Source organism: Vallitalea sp. (assembly GCF_025211055.1).
Lineage (GTDB): Bacteria > Bacillota > Clostridia > Lachnospirales > Vallitaleaceae > Vallitalea.
The window spans coordinates 1-8,925 of record NZ_JAOARO010000049.1; the positions used below are offsets into that span (position 1 = coordinate 1).

Below are 8,925 nucleotides of genomic sequence, written 5' to 3' on the forward strand. Positions count from 1 at the left end.
ATATTTCATAATCAAGGCGCGAAGCGCACATTTTTCGATGAATATGTCAATGGTTTTTGACAAAAAAGTGGGGGGTTTTAATAAAAAGGAATCTAGAAGCGTTGAATTTACTGGCTTAGAGATTCCGAGAGAATATTTAATAAATAGGAGGTAATTATTTTGTGCGGAATTGTTGGTTATATTGGAGATAAAGAAGCTGCCCCCATATTGATTGATGGGTTGAAAAGCTTAGAATATAGAGGATACGATTCAGCAGGTGTATCCATTTACGATCATAAAATTGAATGTGTCAAGACAAAAGGAAGATTAATTAATCTAGAAGAGAGATTGAACAATAACATGTTACATGGTAACTTAGGTATAGGTCATACCCGTTGGGCTACTCATGGTGAGCCTTCAGACATTAATTCTCATCCACATATGAATAGTACTAATACTATATCATTGGTTCACAACGGGATTATAGAAAACTACATGACAATAAAAGAGAAACTAGAATCAAAAGGACAAAAGTTTTTATCAGAAACAGATACTGAAGTAGCAGTACAGTTGATAGACTATTATTATAGCAAAAACCATAATCTTTTAGATGCTGTTTTAAAAGCTATAGATAAGATAGAAGGTTCTTATGCATTTGGTGTTATCTGTAATGATGAACCAGATAAAATAATTGCAGTTAGAAAAGATAGTCCATTAATTATTGGTATAGGTAAAGGTGAGAACTATATAGCATCTGATATTCCTGCCATTCTAGAACATACAAGAGACGTATATCTTTTAGAGGACAAGGAAATAGCAATTGTAACTAAAGATAATGTAAAGATAATAGATACAGATAAAAACGAAGTAACTAGAGAGATATTCAATGTTACATGGGATTTGAAAGCCGCTAGAAAAGAAGGCTTTGATCATTATATGTTAAAAGAGATATATGAACAGCCAAGAGTAGTAAAAGACACATTAACTCCAAGATTACCTCTTGACGTCAATGATATAGTCCTAGATGATATCAATATATCAAGAGAGGTTCTTGAGAAAATTAACAAGATATATATAGTTGCCTGTGGAACAGCTTCCTATACAGGCTTAGTAGGAAAATATCTAATTGAAAGAATAGCTAGAATACCAGTAGTAGCAGAGGTAGCATCAGAATTTCGTTATAGAGAACCAATACTAGATGAAAACACATTGATGATTGTTGTTTCACAATCAGGTGAAACAGCAGATACACTTGCGGCTCTTAGACTTGCTAAGAAAGCAGGGGCATATGTTATTGGCATAGTTAATGCAGTTGGTTCAACAATATCAAGGGATGCTGACGATGTATTATATACCCTTGCAGGTCCAGAAATCGCTGTAGCATCTACGAAAGCCTACTCAGCTCAGTTATGTGCTATGTATCTACTATCTATTAAGATAGCTATGGAACTAGGAAAGATATCTAAGGAGGGATTCTTAGAATTAAGAGAAGAGTTGTATTTACTACCTGATAAGGTAAGTAAAGTATTGGAGCAGGCAGATACAATCAAACAATTAGCTGATAAATATATTAATTCCAAGAACGTATTCTACATTGGCAGGGGTCTTGATTATGCTGTGTCAATGGAAGGTGCATTGAAGTTAAAAGAGATAGCTTACCTTCATGCAGAACCTTATGCAGCTGGTGAGTTGAAACATGGTCCAATTGCACTTATAGAAGATAATTCATTGCTAGTTGGATTAACAGGTCATGAAGAGCTTTTTGAAAAGACAGTAAGTAATATAAAAGAAGTAAAAGCTAGAGGAGCTAAGGTATTAGCAATAGCACTAGAAGGCAATGATGAGATTGGCAAGATTGCAGATGATGTTATATATGTTCCAAGAACTCATTGGATGTTTACATCACTACTTGAAAATATTCCACAACAGATATTTGCTTATTATATTTCTGTGGGACTTGGGAATGATGTTGATAAGCCTAGGAATTTGGCTAAGAGTGTTACAGTGGAGTAGGGTTTTGAATAAAAAAGATTGCCATTGTGGGGAAATAATAAAGATTGCCACGAAATAATAAAGACTGCCATAAAATATTAAAGATTGTCACAAAAAAGTTCGATATATGATTTAGAACCATATATTGGATTTTTTTTGTTAATAATAAATAATAGAGTATATTATAAATTGTTGGAATGGTGAGATAATGGCAAAGCGTAAAAGAGGTTTTACAGATAATAAATATGAAAAGTGGTTAAAAGAGGGTAGAGGACAAGGTGAAAAGAGTACATATAAACCTTGGCTTACAATACAAGATGTTTCATCTATGGGGAATGTTACCAGAGTATATAGTCACAAAACGGGTAGACAACATGAATTTCTATCTAATAATGAACTATATTATTTTTATTTATTGGAATTTGCAGATAGTGTCATAGATATACGAGAGCAATATCCTCTTCTCTATAGAGAAGATACCTTAGCTATAGCTAAGGAGATAGGCATTAAGCATCCCTCTGACATATCCTCAAAAGATTATATTGTTATGACAACAGATTTTCTAGTTACTGAGCAATTTAGCGACAAGAATTTATTTAAAGCTAGAACGGTAAAGGGAAGAGATGAATTGGAGAATAAGCGGGTCATAGAAAAATTCGAGATTGAACGTCTCTTTTGGTGTAAAAAAGGTGTGGATTGGGGTATTGTTACAGGAGAAGAAATCAATAAACCTTTAGCAATGAATCTTGAGTATTTAAGAGGATTTCACAATATTGATAATCATACTGGAATTAGTGATATAAGCGAGAGAAATAGATTGTTTCTATTATCTAAGCTACAAGATATATTAGTAACTAATTTAGGGCAGAAACTTAGAGAAATATTGTTTGATTTTGATAGAAATATGAATCTCGAAATAGGAACAAGTATAACAATGTTTAATTATTTGCTATATACCAAGAAGATTAAAATGGACTTAAATCATAAAATTAACCTAGAATGTTATGAGCCTATTGAAAAGGTTAATACTATTGAAATGCAGGTGAAAAGTGGATGAGTATAGTAGTAAATACGGTATTACAATTTAATGATGATAAGGATACAAAGATTAGAGTTGTGTGGTTGGATAATAATAATGCTTATTATGTTAAGTTATCAGATATAAAATCACTACCTAAGAAGATGGCAATTAATAAGATTGAGGAATCAATAAAGAATGATGAATACTTTATTGTTCCAGATCCTTATGCCAAGAGCATAGATGAGAACTCTCTAACTGATAAATCAAGATATGATCGAGATACAAAATATGAGATTATTAGAGAATTATGGGAAGGTGAAGAGAAACAGCTTTTTGATAATAAGAAGAGAATGACTAGGTTTAATAAAATTGCTGAGAAATATAATATGTCTGTTCACACTTTAAGACGATTATTGACACGATATTTAGTTAGAGGACTTAATAAGAATGCTTTACTTAGCGATTACAATAACTCAGGAGGTAAAGGGAAAGAAAGAAAAGCGACTACTGAAAAACGAGGGCGTCCTGTTGAAATAAAGCAGGATATAAAGGGCATAAATATAGATGATACAATTAAAGCTCTGATTAAGAAAGTCTACCAGAGTCAGTATCTTAGTAAACAGAAAAAATCTTACAAAGATTGCTACTACCACCTACTAAAAGAATACTTCTCAGATAAAATAGTTGTTGAGGATGAAGTATCTTATCAAGTATGGAATCAAGATAGAATACCCACATACAATCAATTTGTCTACTGGTGTAAGAAGTTTAAAGATGTCAAAAATCAGTTTGTTAAGCGAGAGGGCGAAAACAAATTTTTAGGTACTAAAAGAGAAATACAAAGCTCATCTAACGAAAAAATTGTTGGACCAGGGTATACATATCAGATTGATGCAACTGTAGCAGACGTGTACCTATTATCAGAATCCATTGAAGGCAATATTATAGGTAGACCTATAGTTTATGCTGTGATAGATGTATTCTCTAGAATGGTTGTAGGTATCTATGTGGGTCTTGAAGGACCAAGTTGGATTGGTGCTATGATGGCACTTGATAATGTCGTTCAAGATAAAGTAGAATTCTGTACTGATTATGGGGTTAGTATCACATCTGAAGAATGGCCATTGAGTTATTTACCAATGAAGATAGTAGCCGATCGAGGAGAGTTTGAAGGATATAACGTCCATAATCTTATTAATAACCTCCATGTACAGATACTTAACACGCCACCCTATAGAGGTGACCTCAAAGGTATAGTAGAAAGGAAGTTTCGTACTGTTAATAGCAAGATTAAAGAGACAACACCAGGAGCAGTTATTAAGCAATATAGAGAGCGTGGTGATAAGCCATATTACTTAGATGCCAAATTAACATTACATGACTTCACCAAGGAGCTTATCTATCTGGTACTTGATCATAACAAAGACATTATTGATAACTACCAAAGAGATCGCCAGATGTTGAGAGATAATGTTTTAGCAAGACCTATAGAATTATGGCAATGGGGTATGGAGAATCGTCGAACAGCACTAGTTAGTAGAGAAAGAGATATCGTAAGACTGAATCTACTACCTCGTGGAACTGCTACGATTACAAGAAGAGGACTTCGATTTTCAACCAAGATCTATTACAGCTGTTCCAAGGCTATTGAAGAACAATGGTTTATTAAACTCATCAATAACAAGGTTGAATTTGTCTATGATCCAAGAAATATGAACTGTATTTATATCATAAATGAAGATGGATCTGATTACATGACATGTCAATTAACAGAAGCTTGTAATATATTCAGAGATCTATCATTATACGAGATTAAATACATGATGAAACTTGACCGTCAGCAAACAGCTGCTTACAAGCATGAGCAGACCAAACAGAAAGTAGACCTAAATCATAAGATTAATACGCTAGTTAGTGAAGCTAAGAAGAGAGCCATAGAAACCAACGAAAGCGATAGAAGTAGGCAATTAGCCATTAGAGATAATAGATTAGGTGAGAAGAAGTTAAATCGACAAAAAGAATATTTTGAGCTAGATAACAATGATATTCACACAGATAGTCAGGTAATATCATTAAAAGGCTTAAATTTTGATCAACAGGATTTTTAACCTCTCTAACTTCATCATTATCGTCATTTTCTTTTAATCTATTTTTTATAGCTGTTAGTATATTATAAAACATAACGTCACTTCTATCATTATGCTCATAGCATTCATTTACTAAAACAGTTTGAATTAGCCCCCCTGGCATTCTCCAATTTTCTCTAGACTTACAAAACATTTTGCACAGTCTTACTACTTTAATTAAACGATAGTCTTTTAGCTTATTTTCATCCATAAACCACTTAGTTATTGCTCTTGGATCTCTTGGTCGCCATTCACTTCCACAATGCTCATATTTATAATTTCCATCCTCATCTTTATATCTACGATATATGGCAAAATCAATATGATAGCCACTTTGATAATATATTCTAACACAGTTAGTTTTAAATTCTGGTTCTTTATAAAATTGACTGCATTTTTTCTTGATTGCAGCTACAACTAAATTTTTTGTAGCCGTAGTTCCTTCTGGAATATTATCTTTATCAAATATTATGGCAACATCAATATCATAATCATTACTATCATTTTGGGTAGTAGTAGACATTGCAATACTACCTTGTACTACAGTATCGACAATCTTATAATCTGTTTTATTTTCATCATTATATTCACTAAGCCCATCTTTCAACCTTGTATCTACGTGGTTTTTATGATATTAATAACCAAGTAGCGATTAGTAAGATGAGTCAGAGAAATAAGATATTCCTACTAGATAAATTACAAGACATTGTTACTAAAAATAAGCAACTGACTTTGAGAGATGTGTTATTTACTTTTGACCAAAGTATGAGTCTAGAATTAGGTACGAGTATTACATTATTTAATCATTTAGTCTATAAGAAAAAGCTGAAGGTTAATCTTCTAGAGAAACTGGACTATAATAAATATCAATCTGTCAGCATTATCGAGAAAATAGAAAAACAGGTGAAAAGTGGATGAGTATATGCGTAAATATGGTACTTCAATTTAATGATGATGCAAACACAAAAATTAGAACGGTTTGGTTAGATAAAGGTATAGTTTACTATGTAAAGTTATTAGATGTTAAATCTATGCCTAAGAAAATGATGTTGAGCAAGTTAGAAGAAATGCTTCTTTATGAAATATTGATTCAAGTTAAAGATCCTTTTGCTAAAAGTATTGATGAAAAATCGTTATCAGATAGGGATATATATGACCGTGATAGAAAATATAAGGTTGTATTGGAATTATGGGAAGCAGAAGAGAAGAAATTTCTTAAAGCAAAAAATAAGATGAGTATGTTTAAAGAAATTGCTGACAAACACAATATGTCAACAGATACATTAAGACGGTTGCTTACTAGATATTTGGTTAGAGGTATGAATAAGAATGCTCTACTGCCTGATTATGTTAACTCAGGGGGTAAAGGGAAAGAAAAGACAATTAGAATGACTGGCAAAAGAGGTAGACCAGCTGAAGTACAAGAGATATCGAAAGGTATTAACATAGATGATACAATTAAGAACCTTATAAAAAAAATATATAAGAACCAATATCTTAGCAAGCAGAAAAAATCATACAAAGAATGCTACTACTACCTACTAAAAGAGTATTTCTCAGATAAAGTTGTAGAGAATGCTAAAGTTACTTACCAAGTATGGGATCAGAATAGAATCCCTTCGTATAATCAATTCGTTTACTGGTGTCACAAATTCAAAGATGCAAAAATGAGTTCATAAAAAGAGAAGGTGAGAATAAGTATTCAGGGACTAAACGAGAATTTCAAAGTTCCTCCAATGAAAAAGTCATGGGACCAGGATATACATATCAGATTGATGCAACAGTAGCTGATATCTACCTATTATCGGAATCTATCAAAGGTAATATTATTGGTAGACCTGTTGTCTACGCTGTTATAGATGTATTCTCAAGAATGGTAGTAGGTATCTATGTAGGTCTAGAAGGACCAAGTTGGATTGGTGTCATGATGGCTCTCGATAATGTGGTCCAAGATAAAGTAGAATTCTGTGCAGATTATGGTATTGATATTTCTGAAGAAGAATGGCCACATAGTTACTTACCTATGAAGATTGTTGCCGATAGAGGTGAATTTGAAGGGTATAACGTGCATAATCTTATTAATAACTTACACGTACAGATATTGAATACACCACCCTATAGAGGCGACCTAAAAGGTATTGTAGAGAGAAAGTTTCTAACTGTGAATACTAAGATAAAAGAGACAACACCAGGTGCAGTTATTAAGGATTTCAAAGAACGTGGAGATAAGCCTTAAATAGTTTGGATAGATATTTTAGATATGGTTATGTAGGTAAAACATTTACCATAGAGAAGATTCATGAGTATCCTGACTCCTTATTAAGGAATCGCAATCATGCAATATATTTAGGATGGTTACTGGCAGATAAAAAAGCTTATAAAACCTTCAATAGTATCTATCATAATTATATTAACTTAAGACGATTTGAGTTTGATTTTCATATAGATAAGCCTTTTTCTCTTGATGCAAGATATAGTATTACTGATAATATTATAAGAATTGAGCAAATCTATGCATGTCTTAATATGCAGCTACCATTTGAAAAGTTAATTTATTAAGAATGTGGCAGAATACGTTGCTCAAAAGCAAGAAAAGCCTAAAAAGTATACATTTATTGCATATGAACCAGAAGATGTTAACATTGATGAAGAAAAAGGGGCTAAGAAGGATACTGATATTGTTAAGATGTCTATAGCTAAAACTAGGTTTGAGCAGAGAATAGATGTGGCATATGAGAATCATAAGATTACTAATGAGAATCAGCTGGTTGATAAGATAACAAAGAGGATTCAGTTGGAAGAGTGCGAGCGTTCCTTAGGGGATGGGTTAAGTGAATACAATGAGAAGTCTTTGGAGTTTACTGAATGTGCTGATGATGTACTATATGTGCAAAATGATTTGTATAATATGGTGATGATTTTGAATGAATTGAGAGATACATATGGTGTTCAGGCAAGTTATAGGATAGATTATTTACCAGAGTCAGAGAAGCCAAGGCGGTTTAGGTATTTGGATAATGGGAGGAATGTTAGAAAGTATCTTAGTGCACATATAATAATAAATTGTAGACATCTGCAGCTAATAGAAGTTGAAAGAGAGAATAGATCTTTATCTACATTAATCATATTCAATCATAGATTTGAGAGTTTAAATTACAGGGGCGTGGTCTAACTCCACCGTCTTTAGACGGTATACGCTTTTAGCCTTATTATTATTGTAAAATGTCCATACTTTAGCTAGAGGTGATAAGTATGGAGAGTTATAACAGAAGTAGTCATGCTATATATGATATAAAATATCATATAATATGGGTAACAAAATATCGTTATAAAGTATTGTATAAGCCTATATCGGAAAGATTACGAGATTTGATAAGGCAAGGATGTGAAGCTAGGGATGTAGTGATATTACAAGGGAGTATAGGAAAAGATCATGTACATTTATTGGTATCATGTAAGCCGAGTATTGCTCCAAGTAAGTTAGTTCAATATCTAAAGGGAAGATCTTCGCGTTTATTGCAAGAAGAATTCAAAGAGTTAAAAAAGAGATATTGGGGGCAACATTTATGGGCTAGGGGATATTTCTGTGGAACAGTAGGTAATGTTACTGAAGAAATGATAAGGAATTATATAGCTAATCAAGGTAGTAATCAAAAAGATGCTATATTTAAGCTGGAGGATTGAGTTTACTCAACATATTAATTAAGCTTCTAGCTTAGAACTTTAGTGGGCTTTAGCCCAGGACCAATTAGGACTTTCAGTCCTCGGCATTTATGCCATAAATCCACCTGCTTTAGCAGGTGGGTA

At 32.8% G+C, this 8,925-nt stretch carries 9 protein-coding genes and 1 pseudogene; 9 read left to right on the plus strand and 1 reads right to left on the minus strand.

All coding sequences use genetic code 11. The features are described from left to right. The first annotated feature begins 159 nt into the window (after window positions 1–159). From glmS to N4A55_RS06125, 3 genes are all read left to right on the plus strand, one after another. The gene (gene glmS / locus N4A55_RS06115) at window positions 160–1,992 is read left to right on the plus strand and encodes a glutamine--fructose-6-phosphate transaminase (isomerizing) (RefSeq protein ID WP_293754661.1); all 1,833 of its coding nucleotides are present in this window, start codon (window positions 160–162) and stop codon (window positions 1,990–1,992) included. Between the two features lie 187 nt (window positions 1,993–2,179). Then, window positions 2,180–3,028: a TnsA endonuclease N-terminal domain-containing protein gene (locus tag N4A55_RS06120; protein ID WP_293754663.1), complete on the plus strand. Its 849-nt coding sequence runs from the start codon at window positions 2,180–2,182 to the stop codon at window positions 3,026–3,028. Beyond that, window positions 3,025–5,100, plus strand: a complete 2,076-nt coding sequence (locus tag N4A55_RS06125; protein WP_293754665.1) for a Mu transposase C-terminal domain-containing protein — start codon at window positions 3,025–3,027, stop codon at window positions 5,098–5,100. The genes N4A55_RS06120 and N4A55_RS06125 overlap by 4 nt, the downstream gene beginning before the upstream one ends. Before the next feature lie 334 nt (window positions 5,101–5,434). Here N4A55_RS06125 and N4A55_RS16855 read toward each other — a convergent pair. Further along, a pseudogene (locus N4A55_RS16855) lies at window positions 5,435–5,725 on the minus strand (cyclic GMP-AMP synthase DncV-like nucleotidyltransferase); the annotation flags it as partial. Between the two features lie 53 nt (window positions 5,726–5,778). Here N4A55_RS16855 and N4A55_RS06130 point away from each other — a divergent pair. The 6 genes from N4A55_RS06130 (at window position 5,779) to tnpA (ending at window position 8,802) form a co-directional block, all read left to right on the plus strand. Then, complete coding sequence (locus N4A55_RS06130) at window positions 5,779–6,036, plus strand: TnsA endonuclease C-terminal domain-containing protein (RefSeq protein WP_330666334.1); 258 nt, start codon at window positions 5,779–5,781, stop codon at window positions 6,034–6,036. Further along, complete coding sequence (locus N4A55_RS06135; RefSeq protein ID WP_293754667.1) at window positions 6,033–6,797, plus strand: hypothetical protein; 765 nt, start codon at window positions 6,033–6,035, stop codon at window positions 6,795–6,797. Before N4A55_RS06130 ends, N4A55_RS06135 begins: the two co-directional genes overlap by 4 nt. After that, window positions 6,761–7,354, plus strand: a complete 594-nt coding sequence (locus N4A55_RS06140; protein WP_293754669.1) for an integrase catalytic domain-containing protein — start codon at window positions 6,761–6,763, stop codon at window positions 7,352–7,354. Before N4A55_RS06135 ends, N4A55_RS06140 begins: the two co-directional genes overlap by 37 nt. A 5-nt stretch (window positions 7,355–7,359) precedes the next feature. Continuing rightward, window positions 7,360–7,677 carry a hypothetical protein gene (locus tag N4A55_RS06145; RefSeq protein ID WP_293754670.1) on the plus strand — a complete coding sequence of 106 codons (318 nt, stop codon included), beginning with the start codon at window positions 7,360–7,362 and terminating at the stop codon, window positions 7,675–7,677. Between the two features lie 4 nt (window positions 7,678–7,681). Then, window positions 7,682–8,290 carry a hypothetical protein gene (locus N4A55_RS06150; protein ID WP_293754671.1) on the plus strand — a complete coding sequence of 203 codons (609 nt, stop codon included), beginning with the start codon at window positions 7,682–7,684 and terminating at the stop codon, window positions 8,288–8,290. 80 nt (window positions 8,291–8,370) lie between these two features. Further along, entirely contained in the window at window positions 8,371–8,802 is a 432-nt protein-coding gene (gene tnpA / locus N4A55_RS06155) for an IS200/IS605 family transposase (protein ID WP_293754672.1), read from the plus strand. Window positions 8,803–8,925: the final 123 nt, after the last annotated feature.